Source organism: Arthrobacter sp. ISL-72, assembly GCF_018613755.1.
Lineage (GTDB): Bacteria > Actinomycetota > Actinomycetes > Actinomycetales > Micrococcaceae > Arthrobacter.
On the sequence record NZ_JAGGPP010000015.1, the window covers coordinates 1 to 20,223 of the forward strand.

Annotated in this window: 20 protein-coding genes, 3 pseudogenes and 3 riboswitches; of the genes and pseudogenes, 13 read left to right on the forward strand and 10 right to left on the reverse strand. The window is 65.5% G+C overall.

From position 1 onward, the window contains the following. Positions 1–25 precede the first annotated feature (25 nt). Together J7I92_RS14330 and J7I92_RS14335 are read right to left on the reverse strand one after the other, a co-directional pair. Positions 26–127, reverse strand: a pseudogene (locus J7I92_RS14330) (four-helix bundle copper-binding protein); the annotation flags it as partial. Between the two features lie 222 nt (positions 128–349). Then, on the reverse strand, positions 350–778 hold the full coding sequence (locus J7I92_RS14335; protein ID WP_214841512.1) for a hypothetical protein: 429 nt from the start codon (positions 776–778) through the stop codon (positions 350–352). Between the two features lie 360 nt (positions 779–1,138). Here J7I92_RS14335 and J7I92_RS14340 point away from each other — a divergent pair, with 360 nt between their 5' ends. Next, positions 1,139–1,432 (forward strand): prolipoprotein diacylglyceryl transferase family protein, encoded by a 294-nt coding sequence (locus tag J7I92_RS14340; RefSeq protein ID WP_251039944.1) that lies wholly within the window; start codon positions 1,139–1,141, stop codon positions 1,430–1,432. Positions 1,433–1,612: 180 nt separating this feature from the next. On the opposite strand, the gene J7I92_RS14345 is transcribed toward J7I92_RS14340, so the two are convergent. Continuing rightward, positions 1,613–2,107: a hypothetical protein gene (locus J7I92_RS14345; RefSeq protein ID WP_251039945.1), complete on the reverse strand. Its 495-nt coding sequence runs from the start codon at positions 2,105–2,107 to the stop codon at positions 1,613–1,615. A 227-nt stretch (positions 2,108–2,334) separates the two neighbouring features. After that, complete coding sequence (locus J7I92_RS14350; protein WP_214841514.1) at positions 2,335–3,003, reverse strand: metalloregulator ArsR/SmtB family transcription factor; 669 nt, start codon at positions 3,001–3,003, stop codon at positions 2,335–2,337. A 233-nt stretch (positions 3,004–3,236) separates the two neighbouring features. Between J7I92_RS14350 and J7I92_RS14355 the strand changes: the two genes are divergently transcribed. The 11 genes from J7I92_RS14355 to crcB all read left to right on the forward strand — a co-directional run bounded on the left by J7I92_RS14355 (position 3,237) and on the right by crcB (position 12,803). Further along, on the forward strand, positions 3,237–3,491 hold the full coding sequence (locus J7I92_RS14355) for a peroxiredoxin (RefSeq protein ID WP_251039946.1): 255 nt from the start codon (positions 3,237–3,239) through the stop codon (positions 3,489–3,491). 40 nt (positions 3,492–3,531) lie between these two features. Then, positions 3,532–4,038, forward strand: a complete 507-nt coding sequence (locus tag J7I92_RS14360; protein ID WP_214841516.1) for an OsmC family protein — start codon at positions 3,532–3,534, stop codon at positions 4,036–4,038. A 54-nt stretch (positions 4,039–4,092) separates the two neighbouring features. After that, the gene (locus J7I92_RS14365; protein WP_214841518.1) at positions 4,093–5,463 is read left to right on the forward strand and encodes a rhodanese-like domain-containing protein; all 1,371 of its coding nucleotides are present in this window, start codon (positions 4,093–4,095) and stop codon (positions 5,461–5,463) included. Further along, on the forward strand, positions 5,460–6,746 hold the full coding sequence (locus tag J7I92_RS14370) for an MFS transporter (protein WP_214841520.1): 1,287 nt from the start codon (positions 5,460–5,462) through the stop codon (positions 6,744–6,746). The genes J7I92_RS14365 and J7I92_RS14370 overlap by 4 nt, the downstream gene beginning before the upstream one ends. 237 nt (positions 6,747–6,983) lie before the next feature. Further along, on the forward strand, positions 6,984–7,949 hold the full coding sequence (gene lgt / locus J7I92_RS14375) for a prolipoprotein diacylglyceryl transferase (RefSeq protein ID WP_214841522.1): 966 nt from the start codon (positions 6,984–6,986) through the stop codon (positions 7,947–7,949). Positions 7,950–8,061: 112 nt separating this feature from the next. Then, a riboswitch (Fluoride riboswitch) is annotated at positions 8,062–8,143 on the forward strand. A gap of 22 nt (positions 8,144–8,165) precedes the next feature. After that, the gene (locus J7I92_RS14380) at positions 8,166–9,026 is read left to right on the forward strand and encodes a hypothetical protein (protein ID WP_214841524.1); all 861 of its coding nucleotides are present in this window, start codon (positions 8,166–8,168) and stop codon (positions 9,024–9,026) included. Positions 9,027–9,068: 42 nt separating this feature from the next. Continuing rightward, positions 9,069–9,159, forward strand: a riboswitch (Fluoride riboswitch). A 21-nt stretch (positions 9,160–9,180) separates the two neighbouring features. Beyond that, entirely contained in the window at positions 9,181–9,936 is a 756-nt protein-coding gene (locus tag J7I92_RS14385; RefSeq protein ID WP_214841526.1) for a 2,3-diphosphoglycerate-dependent phosphoglycerate mutase, read from the forward strand. Positions 9,937–9,956: 20 nt separating this feature from the next. Next, on the forward strand, positions 9,957–11,267 hold the full coding sequence (gene eno, locus J7I92_RS14390; protein WP_251039947.1) for a phosphopyruvate hydratase: 1,311 nt from the start codon (positions 9,957–9,959) through the stop codon (positions 11,265–11,267). Continuing rightward, the gene (locus J7I92_RS14395; RefSeq protein WP_214841529.1) at positions 11,264–11,815 is read left to right on the forward strand and encodes a universal stress protein; all 552 of its coding nucleotides are present in this window, start codon (positions 11,264–11,266) and stop codon (positions 11,813–11,815) included. The genes eno and J7I92_RS14395 overlap by 4 nt, the downstream gene beginning before the upstream one ends. Then, the gene (locus tag J7I92_RS14400; RefSeq protein ID WP_311380363.1) at positions 11,815–12,429 is read left to right on the forward strand and encodes a CrcB family protein; all 615 of its coding nucleotides are present in this window, start codon (positions 11,815–11,817) and stop codon (positions 12,427–12,429) included. Before J7I92_RS14395 ends, J7I92_RS14400 begins: the two co-directional genes overlap by 1 nt. Before the next feature lie 5 nt (positions 12,430–12,434). Next, positions 12,435–12,803, forward strand: a complete 369-nt coding sequence (gene crcB / locus J7I92_RS14405; protein ID WP_214841690.1) for a fluoride efflux transporter CrcB — start codon at positions 12,435–12,437, stop codon at positions 12,801–12,803. A 64-nt stretch (positions 12,804–12,867) separates the two neighbouring features. Here the strand turns inward: crcB and J7I92_RS14410 are convergent, their stop codons facing one another. From J7I92_RS14410 to J7I92_RS14430, 6 genes and pseudogenes are all read right to left on the reverse strand, one after another. Further along, the gene (locus J7I92_RS14410) at positions 12,868–14,157 is read right to left on the reverse strand and encodes an MFS transporter (protein ID WP_214841531.1); all 1,290 of its coding nucleotides are present in this window, start codon (positions 14,155–14,157) and stop codon (positions 12,868–12,870) included. 472 nt (positions 14,158–14,629) lie between these two features. After that, the gene (locus J7I92_RS24635; RefSeq protein WP_396020395.1) at positions 14,630–14,950 is read right to left on the reverse strand and encodes an inorganic diphosphatase; all 321 of its coding nucleotides are present in this window, start codon (positions 14,948–14,950) and stop codon (positions 14,630–14,632) included. Next, a pseudogene (locus J7I92_RS24640) lies at positions 14,881–15,171 on the reverse strand (inorganic diphosphatase); the annotation flags it as partial. The pseudogene J7I92_RS24640 and the gene J7I92_RS24635, both read right to left, overlap by 70 nt. A gap of 130 nt (positions 15,172–15,301) precedes the next feature. Beyond that, positions 15,302–15,380, reverse strand: a riboswitch (Fluoride riboswitch). Between the two features lie 132 nt (positions 15,381–15,512). Beyond that, a pseudogene (locus J7I92_RS14420) lies at positions 15,513–16,386 on the reverse strand (HAD-IIA family hydrolase). After that, positions 16,329–17,954 carry a MutS-related protein gene (locus tag J7I92_RS14425; RefSeq protein WP_214841535.1) on the reverse strand — a complete coding sequence of 542 codons (1,626 nt, stop codon included), beginning with the start codon at positions 17,952–17,954 and terminating at the stop codon, positions 16,329–16,331. The pseudogene J7I92_RS14420 and the gene J7I92_RS14425 overlap by 58 nt, the downstream one beginning before the upstream one ends. Then, positions 17,951–19,477, reverse strand: a complete 1,527-nt coding sequence (locus J7I92_RS14430) for a MutS-related protein (RefSeq protein ID WP_214841537.1) — start codon at positions 19,475–19,477, stop codon at positions 17,951–17,953. The genes J7I92_RS14425 and J7I92_RS14430 overlap by 4 nt, the downstream gene beginning before the upstream one ends. 301 nt (positions 19,478–19,778) lie before the next feature. Between J7I92_RS14430 and J7I92_RS14435 the strand changes: the two genes are divergently transcribed. Then, on the forward strand, positions 19,779–20,129 hold the full coding sequence (locus J7I92_RS14435) for a ParB/RepB/Spo0J family partition protein (protein WP_214841539.1): 351 nt from the start codon (positions 19,779–19,781) through the stop codon (positions 20,127–20,129). Positions 20,130–20,223 lie beyond the last annotated feature (94 nt).

Below are 20,223 nucleotides of genomic sequence, written 5' to 3' on the forward strand. Positions count from 1 at the left end.
TGGACTGCTAACCGGGGCCCAACCAGGCGCACTCGAAGCACGCCTGGATACATTCGGCGAGTTTGGCCTTGTCGACGCTGCCAAGGTCCTTCGGATAGGTGTCCAGCATGGACTGTACGTGTGTCATTGTTCTCTCTCTTCGAATTTCTTGGGTGAATGAACAAGTTTCCGGGTCAGTCCCGCCCGAGGGCGGACCGGGATGGTTCACGCGGTATTGGAACATGCCCCTGCCGCCGGCGGTCGGGCATACGGGAGGCAGGGCGGGGGGCTTTCCGTGCCGGATGTATCAGGATCTCTGGCCGTGGCCAAGCTGGAGCCGGGGAGTGCATGCGTCCAACACGCGGACGGTTTACGTCCGGCTGATGGAGAGTTGGATGACCGTCAGGACCGGCAGGTCCGGGTCCTGTGGCGTGACAGCGAAAAGACCGTCCCCGCCCGGGGAGGACGTGGGAGCACCCGCCGGAGGGGCCGGGGCCACGGTGCGCAGCGGAGCCGGTTCGCTCCTGGGGGCGGGACGAGGCCCGCAGCAGTCATGCTCCCTTGTGTAGTCCCGGGCTGGTGACGCTACGGGAACTGCCGCTGCCGGGGCTGAGAAGGATTCTTCAGCCGTGCTGGTCCGGTCAGCCCTGACGCCGGTCTCCGCTGGCAGGGATGTGCCGGGGGCTGTCAGGTAATCCAGCACAGCAGGCTTTGCCTGTGCCGTAGCCAGGCCATACCGGGCTCCCTGGACATACGAGGCCGCTCCCACCACGAGAACCGCCAAAAGAAACCACGACAAGACGCTTCGCGGTGGCTTGCGCCTGCGAAGCCTCCCCTGTAAACGCGAATACGGCCGGCCCATTGCCTCTTCCTCACGGACGGCACTTTTGACCAGCCTAGCCCGGCACACTGGAACGGACCAGCATTGTGCCTCACTCCTGACGCGGTCCAGGCCGGGCATGAGGGTAATGGTTCAGACGCGCCTGGTGTCGAACTATCGGTGCCATAGGGGAAACGGAACGCTCGGGCGACCAGCAAATCATGAGTTGGGTTAGGCCCGGTGCACTGCGAAACTGGTGTTGTTGCCAGCAGCTGCCGTGGCGATCACCATCCAGAAGGGCACGAAGGCCCTCTTCTCCTGAAGAAGGGCCCGGTTCCCATGCGAGCTTCAGTACTGCCGTCTTTTATACGATCGCCCACTGTCAGCGCGTTCGAGCTTGGTCCGCTGACGATACGGTTCTATGCGCTCTGCATCGTGGCAGGAATCGTCGTGGGTACCTGGCTGGCGGCCCGCCGCCTCCGGGCCCCGGGCGGCACGACGCCGCAGGCCCTGGACATCTATCACGTCATCACAGACAACCAGCTGTATTTCGGGTCCGGCAAAGACCCCGTAGCTGGTGCGGGGGGCTCGCCCGGGCGCAGCCTGAAGGTCCGCCTGCCGTTCTGCTTGTAGGAACAACGCGTCCGGCGGCGCCAAGCTCGTCCGCAGAGGGAGTACGGACCGCGCAGTATCCGAGCTTCCCGCCCCCGTCACCTGGCCAGACAGCCGCGGAGCCGACGGAAGACTTCCGGCTCCGCTGTTTCTCGTGCTACGAGGACATTGGGGCTGTGCTTTAGGCCGTCGAGTCGAATGTCAGTGGTCTGTCGTCGTGGGGCTTCGCATTCCGCTGTAGGCTGTCACGACTCCGACGAGGAAAATGAGGACGGCGAGGTAGATCAGGCCGAGGTGTCCAAGCGTCGCCAGACCCCATGGGTAGTGCGCGGGGAGGGCCACGGCGAGCCCGACGACCGGGACGATGACGGCCGTGGCGAAAGCCCAGCGTTCTCCCCGGCGCACCCCGTACCAGGACAGGCCTGCGACGGCCAGCCCGGTCGCAGCGATGAAGCCGCTGACCGCGATGTGCAGATGGCTGATGTAGTGATAAAGCTGGGGGCTGAACGCCTCGATCTCCGCCTTCCCCTTATCGACTTGATCGGGGCCGATGCCCAGTTCGAGGAAGGTGTCCGTGAAATTGAGGATGAGGAAGATCGCGGCGTACGCCACGAAAGCCAGACCGGCCAGCGTCATGAGAGCAGCTCCCGTCCGGAGGCGGGACTGCTGTCCTTGGGGAGTTTGGATGGTGGACATAGCCACCACCCCCTTTCTTATTCAAGTAGGTACTTGAATAAGACACCCGGGACGGGAGGCTTGTCAAGAGAACTCTTGAATAGTAGGTGCAAGTGGGAAACCGCCAGAAAGGGAGGTGCTCTTCGTGCCCTCGTCGAAGCCGCCAGGGCGGGCAGCGCAGGAACCGGAACGCTGGACCCGCTGGGTTGCCCCTGCCCTACCGTCAGCCGGGAAACCCTTTTGCGCATTTAGGGGCTGCGTCCCTCTGTGGGGAGGTGCGCGGCGGCCCATTCCGGGAAGCCGTCTTCGAGGCGTGCGGCTTCAAGGCCGTTGCCGGTCATGATCCGGACCGCGTCGTCGGCGTACACGCAGTAGGGACCGCGGCAGTAGGCCACCACCTCTGCATCTTCGGGAATTTCGCCCAGGCGTGACGTCAGGTCGCTTACGGGGATGCTGATGGCGCCGCGGATGTGGCCGGCAGCGTACTCAGGGCCGGGCCGCACGTCGAGCACCACCACATTGCCGTCACGGAGCCGGGCTTGGAGAGTGTCCCGCGTGATGGTGCGGAGCTGGCTCCGGTCCCCCACATAGTCGTCGACGATCTGCTGTAGTCCTGCCACGTGCTCTTCCGCGGACTGGCGCATGGCTCGCCACAGCTCGTGCACCACAGGGCCGGAAAGCGAATAGTAGACACTCGTTCCCTCGCGGCGGGTCTTGACCAACCCGGAGCGCAGCAGCCGTTGCAGATGCTGGGAGGTATTGGCCACGGTCTGGCCGATCTCGGTTGCGAGTTCCTCGACAGGCCGTTCGCCTTGGGCGAGGACGTCCACCAGCTCGGCGCGCCTTCCGTTCGACAGCGCCTTCGCCGCCTGGGCGAGTGCGTCGTAGAGCAACTCCTTAGCCGCATGATCTGACATGCCATCACCTCCACGATCATTATATTCAAGTTTTCTCTTGACAATACACTCCTCCAGGGTGTCTATTCAAGAAAACCATTGAATAGCACGGTGCTCTCGCAATCTGCCTACCAGGAGGATCAAGATGGGCAACAAAGCAGTTATCAGCCTGACCACGGGACTTGAAGATTCCGAGAAGGTGACGGTTGCGTTTTGGTCACGGCGGGAGCGGCCAAAGCGGCCACCCTACCCTGATGTTCCTCACCAAGGAGGCGGTCCGGATCGCAGGCCCGGGCTTCTGGCATGCCATCGCATGCGACGGTTGCCCTACCCTGGACGATCTCATGGGGCGGTTTGAGCAGGCCGGTGGCCGTTTCCTGATGTACCCCATCTGTTTCGACGCACACAAGATCGACAAGGGAAACCTGTTGTCCAACGCTGAACCGGGACGCACCTTTGCCATGTGGAACTGGATCGGCGACGACGGCGCCACCACTTTCAGTTACTGACCGCCGTACGAGTTACAGCAGAAGAAAGAAGTTGAGTCAGATGGGAAACAGGACGAAGTCGCGGGTTAACGGCATCAGCGTCGCGGGGTGGGAAGCTTTTCGCGACGAGGTACGAAAGGACGCCTCGGTGGCCGACAGGCGGCCTGCCGTCACAGCGCGCTGGGTCGGCGGATCACGGTCGCGGGTGGAATTTGAAGGAAAGACCATGCACATCGGCGGCAATGAGGACTTCAATGCCATGCAGGCGCTTCTTGCGGCACTGGCCGCGTGCGACGTCGACCTTATCGCACTGCACGCTGCACTGCTCGGGCTCGAGGTCAAGGACCTGCGCGTCGAAGCCACTGGTCACTTCAACGTCCGGGCGTATCTGGGCCTTGAGGCACCGGGGTCGGGTTACACCGGGATCTCCTACAAAATCATTCTTAATGCTCCGGGTGCCAGTGACGAACAGATCCGCTTACTGCGCGAGCGCATCGAGCGCTCCTCTCCTGTCGGTGACTCCCTCGGCCGGTCCATCCCGCTGACGATCGAGTTCAACGCGAACTGACGGCGGTGGCACCGGCGCACACCTCAACAGACCCAAATACAGAGGAGTATCACCGTGAACCTGCATCTGATCCCCATTGTTGATGAGGGGCTGGGCAATTCCACCTACCTCCTGGACTTAGGCGCGGGACTGGCGCTGGCGGTCGATCCGGAGCGGGACGTGCGCCAAATACGGGCGGAGGCGCGCCGGCTCGGACTGACCATAGCGTTCGCCGCCGAAACACACCTGCACGCCGATTTCATCTCGGGGGTACGTGAACTGGCAGAAACCGAAGGAGCCACGGTTCTTGCGCCGGAAGCCGGCCCCCGCGGGTTCGCCCCCACCGGGTTGACGGACGGGGACCAGATCCACCTGGGGGCGTATACCCTGCAAGCACTCGCGACACCGGGCCATTCGCCCGAGCACCTCTCATACTTGTTGCTCGACGGCGACGAGCTGGCCGGTGTCTTCACCGGCGGGTCCCTGATGGTAGGAACCGCGGGGCGGACAGACCTGGTCAGCCCGGACCTGACTGTGCCACTGGCCCGTGCCCAGTACCGTTCCCTGCAGCTGCTGATGGAACTGCCCGACGAAACCCCGGTGTGGCCCACACACGGTGCCGGGTCCTTCTGCTCCGCCGGCTCACGGGCGGAACGGACGACGACGATCGGCCGGGAACGTGCCACGAATCCGCTCCTGCAGGTCACCGGCGGGGACGCATTCGTCGAGGCCCTGCTCAGCTCGCTTGGCACCTTCCCGGACTACTTCCTTCGGCTGGCGGAAGTAAATCTACACGGACCCGCCGCGCTGGCAGACGCCCCGGCTCTGACCCCGCTCTCCCTTGAGCAAGTACTCGAGCTCCAGGACCAGGGCGCCCAGATCGTGGACACCCGCCGGCCAGCGGACTTCGCTTCCGGCCATATTCCCGGCTCCCTGTCGATCGCACTCCGCCCAGTGTTTGCCACCTGGCTCGGCTGGCTGCTCGATCCCCGGCAGCCGGTGGTAATCGTGCGCAGTCCAGACCAGGATCCCGAGGACATCGCCTGGGCGGCAGCCAAGGTGGGCTTAGACACGCTCGCCGGAGAGCTCGACGTCGGCCTTCCTGCCTGGGGTGATGCCAGCAGAACAATGACGTCGTCTTTGATGGGGGCCGGGCGCCTCGTTACGGGCTCCCAAGTCTCCTCGTCCGTCGTCGATGTACGCCAGGCGGCAGAATTCAGGGCAGGTCACATCTCCAACGCCCGCCATATCGAACTGGGGGGACTCGTGCAACACCTTTCCGAGTTACCGGCCGGCCCCATTGTCCTGATGTGCCGGCACGGAGAGCGGGCCATGACGGCAGCAAGCATCCTTGAGCGCGCCGGCCGCACCGACGTTGCTGTGCTGGATGGGGGTGTTACGGACTGGGCGCACGCGGCCAACCGCTCCCTGGAAAGGGGACGATGACCCGCCAGCCAAGCCCGCCAGCCCACAGCAAAGGCCCCGACGGCAAGATCGTCCTGGGCCTTCGGCAGAACCTCGCTCAATTCGTGCTGCTCGTGGCCGTCAACGCACTGGTGGGTGGAACTCTCGGCCAGGAACGGACGGTGCTGCCGTTACTGGCAGCACAGGTGTACCACCTTGACCTTTACACCAGCGCCCTGACCTACATCATGGCCTTCGGCCTCGCCAAGGCCGCCACCAACTACTTTGCCGGGGCCCTCTCGGACCGGTATGGCCGCAAACCCGTGCTGGTCGCCGGCTGGCTGATCGCCCTGCCCATACCGGTGATGCTGATCCTGGGATCGTCGTGGGGCTGGATCGTGGCAGCGAACGTCGTCCTGGGCATCAGCCAGGGCCTGACCTGGTCCACCACAGTGATCATGAAGATGGACCTCGTCGGCCCGTCACGGCGCGGAATGGCCATGGGCCTGAACGAGGCCGCCGGCTACCTCGGTGTGGCCGGCACCGCCGTGGCCACCGGATACATCGCCGCCACCTACGGTCTCCGGCCGGGGCCGTTCCTGATGGGCGCCGCCTTCATCTCGGTCGGCCTGGGACTGTCCGTGCTGGCCGTGAAGGAAACCCGTCACCACGCCACGCTGGAAGCCGCCAGCCACACCAACGCGCGGACTGACGCCTACGCTGAGCTGGGCAACCGGCAGATTTTCACCCTGACCAGCTTCCGGGACAGATCCCTGTCCTCGATCAGCCAGGCCGGCATGGTCAACAACCTCAACGACGGGCTGGCCTGGGGCCTGTTCCCCATCCTCTTCGCCTCGGGCGGCCTGACGATCGAGAAGATCGGCATCCTCGCCGCGGTCTACCCGGCTGTGTGGGGTGTCGGGCAGCTGGTGACCGGGACCCTGTCCGACAGATACGGGCGTAAGCCGCTGATCGTCGCCGGCATGCTGGTCCAGGCAGTTGCGCTGGCGATGGTCGCCGTCGGCACCGGTTTCGGGACCTGGCTGGTCGCCGCGGTAATGCTCGGGGCCGGGACCGCGATGGTCTACCCGGCGCTGCTGGCCGCGGTCGGCGATGTCGCGCACCCGCGCTGGCGGGCCCGGTCTGTAGGAATTTACCGGCTGTGGCGCGACGGCGGATTCGCCATCGGCGCACTGCTCTCCGGACTCCTCGCCGACGCCTACGGCATCCCCGCGGCCGTCACCTTCGTCGCCGCCCTCACGGCAGCATCCGGAATCCTCGTCGCTGTCCGAATGCGCGGCAGGGACCACAAACCAGCCATCTAAGGAAGCAGCGCCGCACGAACCAGGCAGAGGCTGCAACATCGACGGGACCCAGCCAGCCTGGCCAGAGGGGCGCGTTGCAGCTTCTCCCGTCGGAGTCCTCCCAATGAGGCCCGCGGTCCTGAGACACCGGTCCGGTCAACACAGATCATTGTGTACCGATCAAGCATCCGCTGCCTTTGCGATTACGATCTAGAAGGGCGTGATGGCCCTCTTCTCCTAAACAAGGGACAGGCTCCCATGCAAACTTCAGTACTACCGGATTTCTTTATTCCGTCCCCGACGGTCAGCGCGTTCGAAATCGGGCCGCTGACGATACGGTTCTATGCGCTCTGCATTCTGGCAGGAATCGTCATAGGCGCCTGGCTGGCGGCCCGCCGCCTCCGGGCCCGGGGCGGCACGACGGCGCAGGCCTTGGACATCATCATGTGGGCGGTTCCGTTCGGCATCATCGGAGGCAGGCTCTATCACGTCATCACGGACAACCAGCTGTATTTCGGGCCCGGCAAGGACCTCTGGGGGGCGTTGCGGATCTGGGAAGGTGGCCTCGGGATCTGGGGCGCCGTCGCCCTCGGTCTTGTCGGTGCGGCGATCGGGGCCAAGCGTACCGGTGTCCGCTTGGCAACATTTGCCGACGCCGCCGCGCCTGGTCTGCTCCTGGCCCAAGGACTGGGCCGCTGGGGCAACTGGTTCAATAATGAGCTGTACGGGGAGCCGACGGACCTGCCATGGAAACTTCAGATCCACAACATGAACTCCGTCACCGGCCAGGCTGTGACCGCGGCCGATGGCACCCCGGAGATCCTCGGATATTTCCAGCCGACGTTCCTCTATGAGTCACTATGGTGCCTGGCCGCAGCGACCTTCCTACTGATGTTCCTGGACCGCCGGTACAGGCCCGGGGCCGGCTCCGTGTTCGCCCTCTACATCGTAGCCTACACCGCCGGCCGCTTTGCCTTCGAGCTGATGCGCTCCGACTATGCCAACACAATCATGGGATTGCGCATAAACACCTGGGTATCCGGCCTGCTGTTCCTTACCGGCTTCGGCCTCTTCCTGGCCCTGAGATCCCGCCCCCGGTCCGCAGTCATGACGGAAAACACCGGTTCCGGCGGCACCGTTGAAGCCGAGGACGACGGCCGCTCTCCCGAGCAGCACCGCGAGGTACCGAACGGAAGAAACGATCGTCACCGGACGCAACAATGACCCCGCAGCTATTGCCACGAACCACCTCCTCGTTCGGCGGCCGGGCACTTCGGCCAGGACCGCCAAAATGCCCCTGAGAGGACTGCCGCGGCCGGTCGGGCAGGTCTACCCTTGGTATCACGGTGATGGATCCCACCGGGACCGGCTGACGCCCGGTCCGCACTGCCAATTTGGCTGATGGTTCCTGCCCCGACTGTGAAGGGCAGGAGATTCGTTATGGCAGGAAATCGAAGCAGGCCCCGCGGCACGGAAACGCGGGAACGGGATATGCTCACCGGCGTTTTGGTGCCCATCGGCCCGCTGGAATTGTCTGCGGAGGAAGCGCGCCAACTGTGGTCTTTCATCCATGGGGACATCATGGACGGGAGTATGCGCCGGTTGCTGCGCGCCTCGCTGGGGTTGTGTCCCCGGCATGCCTGGGCGTACGCGGTAGTGGAGGTCGAGCTGTGGCAGGCCGGCGCGGGCGCCCGCGGAGGGCACCAGCCTTTTGATGTCACGATCCTGTATGAGGATCTCCTTGAACACGTCGCCGACGGGCTTGACCGGAAGAGTTCACTGGTGCACCGGCATCCGGACGAGGTGCTTCTCCCTATCGGACCGTGCCGGATCTGCCAGGATATGGCAGCCCCGGACCTGCCGGGTTTGCGGATGGGCTACGCGAACTCCAACACCGAAGCACTGACCCTTGAAGCGAACGCCATGGTCCACACCACAACCTGGTGCCTTGAGACGGTGGGCCTCTGGCGGGACAGGGTGTGCCCGGACTGTCATCCCGGTACCCCGGAGGGGGCCGGCGACCCGGTGTTGTTGTGCTGTTTCCACCTGGCGGCCCGGCGACCGCTGCCGGAGCAGCTGCGGCACGCCGTGGCTGCACGGCTGCGGGAGATCCGGGCACGGATGAGGCACCTGACCGAGTCCATGACGGACTACGGGGCCCCGGTGGGCGCCATGGAGAACACGTCCTGGATCGAGGCCATAGGCTTTTTCGCGGGCTGGGGTCTGCCCCTGTACCTGGCGACCGACCCGGAGGAGGCCTGGCCCGGACCGGACAGCCAGGATGCCGAACAGGGAGATTGACCGCGTCATAGTGTGGCGGCCACCGCGGCTGTCCCTGTAGTCTCTGTTCACGGTGATGGATCCCGCCGGAACAGCCCGCACGCAAGGTGCGGGGCGTTCGAACCGCCTCCTGGCTAATGGTTCCTACCTTTGCTGATCCGAAGGTAGGTGACTCATGCCCGCACGCGGCGCGCTCGTCCTCCTCCGCCATGGCCAGAGCGTCCTGAACGCCCAGGACCGGTTCACCGGCCTGCTCGACCCGCCCCTGACCCCGCTCGGGGAAAACGAAGCGGCCTGCTCCGGAGCCCTGCTGGCCTCATCATCCTTTTCCCCCGGCACGGTCTACACCTCCACGCTGACGCGCACCCGGGCCACCGCCCGCATCGTCCTTGATGTCCTGGGCGCCCTTGACGTGCCGGTCTTTGCGGCCTGGGAACTGAACGAGCGCAGTTACGGCTCCCTGACGGGCAGGGCCAGGAGCGAACTGCTCAGCGAGCTCGGGCCGGATGTCTTTCGTTTCTGGCGGCGCTCCTACTACGGGGCGCCGCCTCCGATGTCACGCGCCGAGCTGGGCGCGATCCGGCGCACCCGGGCGTTCGCGGGGTTGCCTCCCGAAGCGGTCCTGCCCACGGAATCGCTGTGCGGGGTGGTCAAACGTGTCCGGATCTTCTGGCACCAGCACCTTCGCCCCAGGATCCGCGCGGGAGAGGATGTGCTGGTGAACGGGCACGGCAATTCGCTGCGGGCGCTGTGCCTTGTCCTGGACGGGCTCTCCCATGCCGAGGTCGAGGCCCTGAACATCCCCACCGGGCACCCGCTGGCCTATCGCTTCACCCCTGGCCTGGTGCCGGCGGTGCGGGGCGGGGAGTATCTGAACCCGCTGGCGGCGCGGACCGCCGCCGCCCTGGTCGCTGCCGCCGGCGGGACCTGAGACAAGGAACGGAGAACATCATGATGAATGACCTTCAGATCACCGGGGTGCGCGCCCTGCAGATCCTGGACTCCCGGGGCTACCCCACGGTGAAAGTCTGGCTCACGACATCGGACGGCACGGTGTCGGTTGCGTCGGCGCCGTCCGGGGCATCCACCGGCGCGCATGAGGCGGTCGAGCTGCGCGACGGCGGCCAGAAGTACTCCGGCCGGGGCGTGCAGAAAGCCGTCACCAATGTCAGGACGGAAATGGCCGAGTTGCTCGCGTCCCGGAGCTGGCAGACCCTGGCGGACCTGGACCAGGCCCTGGTCGGGCTCGACGGAACCCCTGGCCGGTCCCGGCTCGGGGCCAACGCGATCGTCGCGGTGTCGATGGCCGCTGCCCGGGCTTTCGCGACGGCCGCCGGGACGCCTCTTCATGTCTGGATCGCCCAGGCGCTGGGCCGGGGCGGGCGGCTGCCGGTTCCGCACTTCAATGTCCTCAACGGCGGCCAGCACGCCGCGAACCCGCTGGAATTCCAGGAATTCATGATCGCTCCGGCCGGTGCGCCGTCCTTCGCCGATGCCTTGCGTTGGGGGTCCGACGTCTACCATGCCCTGTCCCGGCGCCTGCGCCGGCAGGGTCTGGCGACCGGTTTGGGTGATGAAGGCGGGTATGCCCCGGACATCGCCCGCCCCGAGGAGGCACTGGATCTGATTGTCGCCGCCATCGAAGACGCCGGCTATACCCCGGGCAGGCACGGGGTCGCGATCGCCCTGGACCCTGCCGCGAACTCCTTCTACACCGACGGGACCTACACCGTCGCAGGCCAGTCCTACACACCGGAGAAGATGATCTCCTACTACGAGCGGCTCATCACCGATTACCCGATCTGCAGCCTGGAGGATCCACTGGCCGAAGAAGACACCGAGGGTTGGACGGCTCTGACGGCATCGCTCGGGGACCGGGTTCAGGTCGTCGGGGATGACCTGTTCGTCACCTCCGCGGACCGGGTCCGGGACGGCATCCGCGACCGCTCCGCGACAGCAGTGCTGATCAAACCGAACCAGGCCGGGACCGTGAGCGAAACCTTCGAAACCCTCACCGCCGCCTCCCAGGGTGGCTTCGGGGCGATGGTTTCGCATCGGTCCGGGGAAACCGATGATACGTTCGTGGCTGATCTTGTGGTCGGGTCCGGCTGCGGGCAGCTGAAATCCGGGGCGCCGGCCCGCGGGGAGCGCGTTGCCAAATACAACCGCCTCCTGGAAATCACCGATGAGGACCCGTCCCTGCCCTACGGGCCTACTGGAACGTACCTCAACGACGCCGACCCCGAACAGGAGCGCCCATGAATGAGCCAGCCAACGAGACCCGGCCCGCCACCGGGCCGACAGCTTATGTGCCGCGTCGGATCACCGGGCCGGTGCTGATGGGCGTCGTGCCCGGCCAGCCCCTGGCGGTCGCACACCGCGCCGCGGAACTGGCCTACAGCCTGAAGGTGAACCTGATCTGCGCCTATGTGGATGTCACCAGCTACCTCGTCAAGGAACCGGACGGCCGCGTCGAAGCCCTGCCGATTGATCCGGACGGAATTGATGATGACATCGAAGGGATCAGCGAGAGCATCAGGGAACGCCTGCAGGACGCGCTGGACAGCACCGGAATTGACTGGTCCTTCGTGATGCTCGCCGGGGACCCCGCCCGGGCCATGGGACGGCTGGCCGAGTCGGTGGACGCATCGGTCATTGTGGTGGGCATCAGGGAACGTGGCCTCGGGGCCCGGTTCGAGGAGCTGCTCGTCGGCTCCGTCGCGGTCCACCTCACCCACCGCCAGCACCGGCCCGTCCTGGTCGTCCCGCTCGCCCCCCACACGAAGCATCACCGGCAGGAGGGCCACTGATGGAGCCGATTCCCCCTGAGACCACAGCACCGGACCGCCCGGACGAAAGGATGGACGCCACCGGTGACAGGCAGCTGCCCATCGACAGTGACCCGGCAGAGATAAACGAAGACGAGGACGATGCCGGGACGCTCGGGCAGGCGCGCGCCCACAGGCCGGTTCATCTGCACCCGGGGTTCGTGCTCGTCGTCATCATGGGAGGCGTGTTCGGGGCGTTGGCCCGGTATGGGCTCAGCGGGGCGCTGCCGTCACCGGGCGGGTGGCCGCTGCCGACCCTGGTCATCAACCTCACCGGAGCGCTGCTGCTCGGGGCCCTGCTGGAAGCCCTGGTCCGGCGCGGCCCGGACGCCGGGCGGCTGAGGTTCATTCGGCTGCTCGCCGGGACCGGCTTCATGGGCGCTTTCACGACCTACAGCGCCCTGGCCCTGGAAACGAACACCCTGATCGGAGCAGGACGGAGCACGGACGCTTTGATCTACCTTGCCGCCACGGTGATCGGCGGCGCCGCGGCAACAGTGACCGGGATCCGGGTGGCCTCCGGGCACCACTCCAGGATGAGCGCAAGGCGCCACGAGGCGACCCTTCGCCCCGACCGGAAGGGGGATCTCCCGTGAACGCGTTGACCGTTCTTTTACTTGGGCTGGCCGGCGGGCTCGGTGCCGGGACACGGTTCGTCGTCGATGGGCTGGTCCGCTCCAAAGTCCGTATCGCCCTGCCTGTGGGCACCATGGTCATCAACATCACCGGCTCCTTCCTCCTTGGACTGGTGGCAGGGGCCGTGATCGTCCACGCCGCACCTGCCCAGCTGCAGGCCATCGCGGGAACCGGGTTCTTGGGTGGATACACCACGTTCAGCACGGCCAGCTTCGAGACCGTCCGGCTCATCCAGTCCCGCCGTACCGGGCTGGCCCTCCTGAACGGGATCGGCACAGCGGTCACGGCGGTAGCTGCCACGGCGGCGGGCCTGGCCCTGGCAGGAGCGGTGTAAGGCAGGTAGCGAGCCGGGGCGTCCGGACTGTTGGCTGCTCGCCCGGTGTCTGTGCCCTGGCGTTTTAGGAGCCTGCCTGTGCCTTGTCCGGGGCGAGTGCGCGGGAGAAGAGGACGGAGGCAAGCATCCAGGCGGCAGCGTAGGTGAATGCAACGGCGGGTGAGAAGACGGCCCACAGGATCCCTGCGGTGACGGTGGCGCCGATGTCGCCGGCGGACTGGACGAGGCCAAGGACACCGAATCCGTTGCCGCGCAGTCTGTCCGGAAGTGCCAGAGCGACGGCGGTCGATTCGGCTGTCTCTGCGAAGCCGATGCCGATCCCGGCGAGAAGGAATCCTGCCAGCACCGGTCCCCAGGTGTGGGGGCTGAACGCGAAGAGCAGGTAGGCGCCGACATAGACCGTCCCGCCGGCGGCGAAGACCGGACGTGGCCCTGTCCGGTCCACGAGGTGACCTCCGATGAGGGAAGCGACGGTCGCTGCGCCATTGTGGGCTGCGTAGAAGAAGATGGCCAGGGCTGTCGCGGCGGCAGGGTCCCGGCCTTCTCCGGTGAGCAGATCCGTGGCGTGCAGGATCAGCATTGTCGTTGCCAGGTTGCCCAGTTCGAAAAAGGACACCGGGATCAGTGCCCGGGCGGCTCCGCTGCGGCGCAGTTCCCCGAGGTTGAAGCTGAGCTTGGTGCGCCCGGCAGGGGTGGTCAGGACGTGGCGGGCCTGACGGGCGGCCAGGGTGATAGCGGCGGCGGCCAGGATGCTGGGGATGAAGGAAAGCAGGATGGCTTCGCGCACGCCGATCAGTCCGACGAGCAGTCCGGCCAGCAGCGGCCCGGCGATCGCGCCGGCGTTGTCCCCGGCGCGTTCAATGCCCGCTGCCCGCCCGTAAGCCGCACGTGGCGTGATGGAGACCAGCAGGGTGTCCCGGGCGGGTGAACGGATTCCGCGGGCTGCCCAGGCGAGGGCGCGAAGCACCGCGACCTGCCACACCATCGAGGCCGCGCCTATCAGCGCCGTCGCGGCGGCCGTGAGAAGGTAGCCGCCCGAAGCGATCCTGGCCCTGCGGGAAGGTTCAGCGGCGAGGGGGCCGCCGGCAAGCTTGCTCAGGCCCACCAACGCATCTGAGACTCCTTCGATGGCACCGAGGGCGGCCGGGCCCGCGTGCAGGGTCGATGTCAGGAAGGACGGAAGCAGGGAGGTCACCAGTTCGTGGCCGGCATCGCTGAAAAACGAGGCGGTGCCGACCCCGAGGATCCCCTTGTTCAGCCACGCTTCCTCATCCTCCCCTGGCGTGTCCTGCCCGGGGACCGCCTGCGGTTCCGGAACGTGATCCGGCGCGGGGATGTTTGCTTCGTCAGCCACCGCGGCCTCGGCACAGGTCCCCGGCCGGGCACGCGGGACCCCGGTTCATGCCAGCCAGGCGGCAGCGCCGGCCCCTGCCCCGGCGAGCGAGAAGGCGAGGGACAAGAGGAGATGCGCAGCCGGGACGACGGGTGCGCGATCGGGTCTTTCCTGCCTCAGCCAGGACATGGCGAAGGCTGTTCCGGCATACGTGGTTAGCCCGGCGGCCGCGCCCATTGCCAGAGGCGCGGAGGACGGGCCTGACCCGGTGGCCAGGACGACTCCGGTGATCAGGCCCAGGACAAGGGCCAGCGCGGACTCGGCGACCCATTCCGTTCGGGGACCGGTGGCTCCGGCAAGTGCGCGCTGAAGGAGGACGCGGAGCAATGATCCTGCCAGGGCGCCGATGGCGATGGTGAGCATGCCGATTATGTCGCCTCCTGCCGATGTTGTGAAAGGGAGCGTGGGTCTGCGTTCGTGACAGGAGGGGTGTTCATGGGTGCGCGCCGGTCTTTTGGTCCTGCCAGCGTTGGCTGCATTCGCCAACAATTGTGGCCGCTTCCTCCGGCGTCCCCCGCCCAAGGACGCGGGTGTGTGTTCCGGGCTGGAGGTCTTTGTAGTGGTTGAAGTGGTGGGTGATCTGTTCCTGCCACCTGGTGCCGAGGTCTTCGAGCGTGCTGATCCGGTTCCCGGCCTCGCGGTCATCTGCCGGGACGGCGATGATCTTATAGTATCCCCGTCGCGGAAGTTCAGGACGCCCAGTATCCGGGCGTGGACGACCAGCCCGATGGGCAGCGGTTCGCGGGTCACGCACAGGATGTCCAGTTCGTCGCCGTCTTCATCCAGGGTTTGGGGAAGGAAGCCGTAATTCACGGGTTTGGCGAAGATCCCCAGATCGACGCGGTCCAGGTGGAAGAGGCCGGTGGTGCGGTCCCATTCGATCTTGTGGCTGGAGCCCATCGGGATGGCAATGACGCCGACGACCAGACCGTTGAGGTAGTCCCCGCATCCAAGGAGCGCGTTGTAGTCGGTCATGACCGCGTTCCCCGTTCGGCATCTCCAGCACCGGGGCGGGCAGGATTTTTTGGGGTCTGCGCGCTGGTGCGCTCATGTCGCTGGTGTGGGGTGGCGCCGGGATTTTGCATAGTTCTCCGTCTGTGCGTGGCACTGAACAGGAACTATCAGCCGGGGCGGCGGTTCGGACGGTGTGGCCCGCCCCGGCGAGATCCATCACCGTTCCCCTGTAATGAACCACATCGCGGCACCTGCTGGCAAGGAAACAGCGCAGCGAATGAGTTCCCGGTAAGGGTTCCGGGCCGCTGAACTGCCCTCACGGTTTCCAGGTGGGCCGATGAGCCGGAACACCAGAAGTGCCGCTACGACGGCGCGGAGCCCGAGCCGGTACCGGATGCAGCGGTCTTTGGAGGGCGGTCCTGGATCAGGTCCGGGGGGTCAGCGACGGAGTTCAGGATCTGGTCCGGGCGGTAGGGGTAGATGGCGAGGTCGTCCTTGTGGGTGACGCCGCTGAGGACCAGCACGGTGTGTAGTCCGGCTTCGATGCCGGCGATGATGTCGGTGTCCATCCGGTCCCCGATGATCGCCGTGGTGCGTGCGTGGGCTTTGATCCGGTTCATCGCGGAGCGGCACATCATGGGGTTCGGTTCGCCCACGATGTAGGGTTTTCGTCCGGTGGCTGTGGTGATCAGTGCCGCTACGGCGCCGGTGCCGGGCACCCGTCCGGCGCCTGGAGGGGCCGGTGGCGTCCGGATTGGTGGCGATGAAGCGGGCGCCGGCCAGGATCAGCCGGATCGCCGCGCTGATCGCCTCGAAGGAGTACGTGCAGGTCCCGCCGAGGACCACAAAGTCCGGGTCCTGGTCGGTGAGGATGAAGCCTGCCTCGTGCAGCGCCGTCGTGAGCCCGGCTTCACCGATGGCGTAGGCAAGGTTTCCGGATTCCAGACCGTGGGTCTGGTCTGTGAGGAACTGGGCAGTGGCCAGCGCGGAGGTCCAGATATTTTCCTCCGGGACCTCCAAACCCGTATCACCAAGCATTGCTGCCAGGTCCCGGGGTGTGTAGATGGAGTTGTTCGTGACGATCATGAAAGCCGTGGAGGTCGCCGCCCAGTGACGGATCAGTTCCCGGGCTCCGGGGATCGCCTGGTTGTCGCGGACCAGTACACCGTCCAGGTCCGTCAGCCAGCACTCGATCCCCTGGCCGCTGCCGTCGGCGACGGTGCCGGGGCCTGCCAGATGCTGCCATGGCGTGCCTCCTGGTGGGCCTGCGGTTCAGGGGACGCGTCCGGGACTGCCTGGCCGAAGACGCGGGTGTAGAGGTCGTCGCCGTAGCTGGTGCGGGTGGGTTCGCCCGGGTGCAGTTTGAAGGTCCGGCGCCCGTCGGCCTGGCGTTCTGCCTGAAGGAACAACGCGTCCGGCGGCGCCTGGGCGAAGAGGGAATGCGCCAGGTCGTACAGGTGGGTGACGATGAGGACGCGTACCCCGGCCTCGGTCAGGGACCGGATGATGTCGTAGCTGATGCTGGAGCCCTCACGTTCGTTTGTGGCTGCGAAGGATTCGTTGAACAGCACCATGGACCCGGGCATGAGGTGCCCGGCGATGCTGTTCATCCGGGACAGCTCCTCGTCGAGTTTTCCGCTGCGCAGTGCGGCGTCCTCTTCCCGTTTGAAGTGGGTGTAAAGGCCGTTGCAGGTGCTGGCGCTGAAGTATTCGGCGCAGACGAACATCCCGGCCTGCATCATCAGCTGCGCGGCACCTGTAGCGCGCAGGAAGGTTGATTTGCCGCCTTCGTTCGCGCCGGTGATCATGACCAGGCTCATGCCGTCCGCACCCAGATCGTTGCCCACGGCGGGCCGGTGCCCTGCCAGGGCCAGCGAAGGCTCATAGAGCCCCCGGGCGGACAGAACCGGTTCGCTGTTCACGGGCTCGGGTTCGGGTTTGGGCAGGCAGATTTCCGTCCCGGTCGTGGTAAGCCGGTCGTGGAGGTTCAGGCAGGAGACGTAGAAACCGAGTTCGGCGCGGAGCAGTGCGAAGAAATCCAGGATGTGGTCATCGGACTGTGCCAGGGCGTTGGCGGCAAGATTCATGCCCCGGTCCCGCAGGTCCGACAGGGCCCGGTAGCCGCTTTCATCGCGGTCGCTGATGTGGAAGGACAGGACGGACCGGTCGCTGGTGAAGAAATCGGTGAAGAAGTTACACAGGGCCTGCCAGCGTGTCCGGTGCGGGGGCCGGCGCAGGGTGTATCCGGTGGCCTGGTTCCCGGGCCCGAGGCTTGCGCTGAGGAGCACGCCGGAGCGGAATTTCAGTTGTTTCAGGTGCGCAGTGACGCTCTGGAGGTAGACGGGTCCGAGTTCATCGGTGATCATGGCGAAAAAACGGGTGAAGCCGGGCGAGTGAAACGTCCCGGCCTCATCCGTGGCCAGCTCGTGCAGGCGCCGCAGCAGGGGCATCAGGAAGGTCAGGGATTCGATGGCGCGGCGCAGTATCGCACCGGGGTAGTTGTTGAAAATTCCGCGGTAGATCTTCTTCTCGCCCTCGATGGCCTCCACCGTCAGTGCATACAGCCGGCGGACCGTGGCGGGGTTTTCCAGGCAATCGAGAAGGATCTGTTGGCGGTAGTGGATACTTTCGGGGTCGGTCAGGCTCCGGGCCAGGGTATCGGTGGCCGTGGTGAGGAGGAACTCGTCGCCCTTGGCCATGGCTTCCAGGACCGGGCGCAAGGCCAGGTCCCGGACCAGGTCGGCGGCGTTGGCCGGCAGTTCCGGTGTGGGTGATCCGGCGGGGGCAAGAAGGAAGGCCTTCATGAGGTGATCCTCTCCTTCAGTTCCGGGTAGGTCAGGCCCTGGTTGGCGGCCAGGATCTTCGCGTAGGCGAGCCCGTTGGCCGGTTGGCGCAGGATCTTGAAGGTCCGCACGGCCGGGTTAGCAGGGTCTACGGTGCTGACCATGCTCACGGTGGTGCGGCTGAGCCTGGAGAGCTCATCGATGAAGGTGACGCACACGCAGATCAGGTTCAGGTCGATGATGTGCTGCAGGATTTTGCCGCTGAGGAAGACGGCATCCTGCAGGGTGGTCGAGGTGAAAATTTCGTTCAGGATAATCACGCTCCGCGGCGTTGCCCCGCCGAGGATGTCGTGGACCCTGACCAGTTCATCGTGCAGCTTGCCGCGCAGGTCCGCCTGGTTCTCTTCCCGTTCAAAATGGGTGAAGATCCGGTCCGGCAGATACAGCATCGCACGGGAGGCGGGCACCGGCAGACCGAGGGCGGCCAGGTAATGGAGCTGGCCGATGGTGCGGGCGAACGTCGTCTTCCCGCCCTGGTTCGGGCCCGAAACGACAAGGATACTCTCCGGCCCGCTCAGCTCAAAGTCATTTAGAACTACAGTCCTGCCCTCAGCCACGAGCGTGCCTGCCAGGGCCAGATCAAAAACGTCCGTGCCCGAGATGTCCTTCGACGTTGCTGAAACGATCGGGTAGGTGAAGACCAGCCCGGCGCGGCTCAGCTGGCCGATGTGGCGAAGATACGAGAGATAGAACTGGACTTCCCGGTCAAAACGAACGATGACAGGGTCCTGGAAGCCGGCATGCCGGTCACAAAACGCGGCAAGGTCGGTGAAAGTCCCGGAGAACAGTACCGCTACCCGGTCAAGGATCATCGCCTCGACATGGTTCATCTCGTGCGAACTTCGGAGCGCGGACCGGTAATCCTTCGGATTGCCTTGCCGGAACCTGCGGAACGTCGCTTCGACTTCTGCCGTGTAATCGGGTTCGTTACCCCTCCGGCCCACCGAGATGTTGCCGCCGTCGATGTGCACCATATAGGAGATGCCGGCCAAGTCGTCGCGCAGCTTTCGGACTTCTTCCTCCAGGCCAAGGACCGCTTCGGACGAGAGGTAACTGCCCAGATAGTCCCTGACAGCGCGGAGACCCGATGACCTGGGCCCAGCCTCGGACAGGCCGGCAGCGAGCGAGGAGACGGCAGCCAAATACTGCTCGACGGCAGTGAGGAAAACTTCCATCTTCTGGTACCGGTAATGCAGGCTTCCCGCCGAAGCGAGGGTCTCCCGGACCCCGCGCATGGCAACGGAAAACTCCTCCACAGCCTCCCGCACCGCGCTGGTCTCCAGATCCCTGCAGATCCATTGCCGATAAGCGACTGTGCCCTCATCCACTTGCGGAGCGTGGAAGACCGGCTTCAGCCCGTATTCCTGATAACCGGCAGTGACAGCCTCGATGATCTGTTCAAGCTGCAGGTCAGACAGGGTCCCGGGCAGAGGAGAGTCACCGGGCGGGTTTTCGGAGTCGTAAAGGACGCTAAGAAAAGTCATGACGCACCCCTCCTGCCATCAACAGGTCCAGGGCCGGGGTGTTGCCAGGCGGACCGGGTCCGCCTGTAATGGGAAATGTTCATTTGGCCGCTCCTGCCTGCCGCAACATCGGACAGGAGCCATAAGCCGGGAGGCTGTTGGAACCGGATCAACCGGTTCAGGCGGGATCCATCGCCTTCCCATATTCTAGGCACAGAACCACCCTTTGGAAGATCAGAAACCCATTCAGCCCATCGCCACCCTGTCTGATAGCTAAAACGCCCTGCTGGTCACAGGGCGGCCCCTGTCCCACACTGGCTTCATGCCCGTCGTTAGTCTTTCGATTGCCGAGCTCGCCCAGGATCCCATCGACCGCAGCCGGCCCTATCTGGACCCTGAGCGGGTGTCGTATTACGTGGACCATCTGGATGACTCCACCCCGGTGGTCGTTTTCGATATTGATGGCGCCTTGCTCCTCGCCGACGGGTACCACCGCGTCGAAGCGGCCAAGCAGCTTGGACGGACGACCATTGCAGCAGAAGTGCGACAGGGCCAGCGAAGCGATGCCTTGCAGTTCGCGATCGACATGGCTCAACGCCAACAGGCTCCGACGAAAAACCAAATCTTCGATGCCATCGCCCAACGTGGACAACGCCCTGAAGAACATACATAACTCTCCCCAGCGCACCCGTGCCGGGGGGATCCTGCTCCAGGGTCCGGGGTCACGGACCTGAGCGTCACCGGCAGCCGGGCACCCCAAATTGTTC

What these genes read in the sequence shown, in the direction of transcription:
- J7I92_RS14385 (WP_214841526.1), top strand. Translation starts at nt 9,181, where the DNA reads ATGCCCGCACGCGGCGCGCTCGTCCTCCTCCGCCATGGCCAGAGCGTC.
- J7I92_RS14370 (WP_214841520.1), top strand. Translation starts at nt 5,460, where the DNA reads ATGACCCGCCAGCCAAGCCCGCCAGCCCACAGCAAAGGCCCCGACGGC.
- J7I92_RS14380 (WP_214841524.1), top strand. Translation starts at nt 8,166, where the DNA reads ATGGCAGGAAATCGAAGCAGGCCCCGCGGCACGGAAACGCGGGAACGG.
- J7I92_RS14395 (WP_214841529.1), top strand. Translation starts at nt 11,264, where the DNA reads ATGAATGAGCCAGCCAACGAGACCCGGCCCGCCACCGGGCCGACAGCT.
- eno (WP_251039947.1), top strand. Translation starts at nt 9,957, where the DNA reads ATGATGAATGACCTTCAGATCACCGGGGTGCGCGCCCTGCAGATCCTG.
- J7I92_RS14425 (WP_214841535.1), bottom strand. Translation starts at nt 17,954, where the DNA reads ATGAAGGCCTTCCTTCTTGCCCCCGCCGGATCACCCACACCGGAACTG.
- J7I92_RS14430 (WP_214841537.1), bottom strand. Translation starts at nt 19,477, where the DNA reads ATGACTTTTCTTAGCGTCCTTTACGACTCCGAAAACCCGCCCGGTGAC.
- J7I92_RS14355 (WP_251039946.1), top strand. Translation starts at nt 3,237, where the DNA reads ATGTTCCTCACCAAGGAGGCGGTCCGGATCGCAGGCCCGGGCTTCTGG.
- J7I92_RS14345 (WP_251039945.1), bottom strand. Translation starts at nt 2,107, where the DNA reads ATGTCCACCATCCAAACTCCCCAAGGACAGCAGTCCCGCCTCCGGACG.
- J7I92_RS14360 (WP_214841516.1), top strand. Translation starts at nt 3,532, where the DNA reads ATGGGAAACAGGACGAAGTCGCGGGTTAACGGCATCAGCGTCGCGGGG.
- J7I92_RS14350 (WP_214841514.1), bottom strand. Translation starts at nt 3,003, where the DNA reads ATGTCAGATCATGCGGCTAAGGAGTTGCTCTACGACGCACTCGCCCAG.
- J7I92_RS14400 (WP_311380363.1), top strand. Translation starts at nt 11,815, where the DNA reads ATGGAGCCGATTCCCCCTGAGACCACAGCACCGGACCGCCCGGACGAA.
- J7I92_RS14435 (WP_214841539.1), top strand. Translation starts at nt 19,779, where the DNA reads ATGCCCGTCGTTAGTCTTTCGATTGCCGAGCTCGCCCAGGATCCCATC.
- lgt (WP_214841522.1), top strand. Translation starts at nt 6,984, where the DNA reads ATGCAAACTTCAGTACTACCGGATTTCTTTATTCCGTCCCCGACGGTC.
- J7I92_RS14340 (WP_251039944.1), top strand. Translation starts at nt 1,139, where the DNA reads ATGCGAGCTTCAGTACTGCCGTCTTTTATACGATCGCCCACTGTCAGC.